This window comes from Streptococcus suis, from assembly GCF_002960445.1.
Lineage (GTDB): Bacteria > Bacillota > Bacilli > Lactobacillales > Streptococcaceae > Streptococcus > Streptococcus hyiners.
This window is the reverse complement of the sequence record NZ_POJD01000389.1, coordinates 1-289: the sequence shown is the minus strand read 5'-3', so window position 1 is coordinate 289 and position 289 is coordinate 1. Positions and strand designations below refer to the sequence as shown.

Genomic DNA, 289 nt, shown 5'->3' with positions numbered 1-289 from the left:
TCTCTGGTTGACCTTGGCTGTTGTTCGATTGAAAACAGATTGTATGACGGCAATCGCCTTACATTTACTTTGGAATAGTTTGGTTTATGTCTTGACCTTCTTGTGATACCAAAATCAAGAGTGCTTCCGTATTATGGAAGCACCTTATGTTTGATAGGGAATTGAAAGAAGAGGAGGTCACCATGTCATCTGAACAACAAGAACGTCAAGCGATGCAATACGTGGAAAGAAGTAGTTTATTAACAGTCAGAACCCTCTTAAAGCTCTTAGAATGGTCGGCTAGGCAAGC

Annotated in this window: 1 pseudogene; it reads left to right on the top strand. The window is 40.8% G+C overall.

The features are described from left to right. Positions 1–106: pseudogene (locus tag C1G53_RS12210) on the top strand (CPBP family intramembrane glutamate endopeptidase); the annotation flags it as partial. Positions 107–289 lie beyond the last annotated feature (183 nt).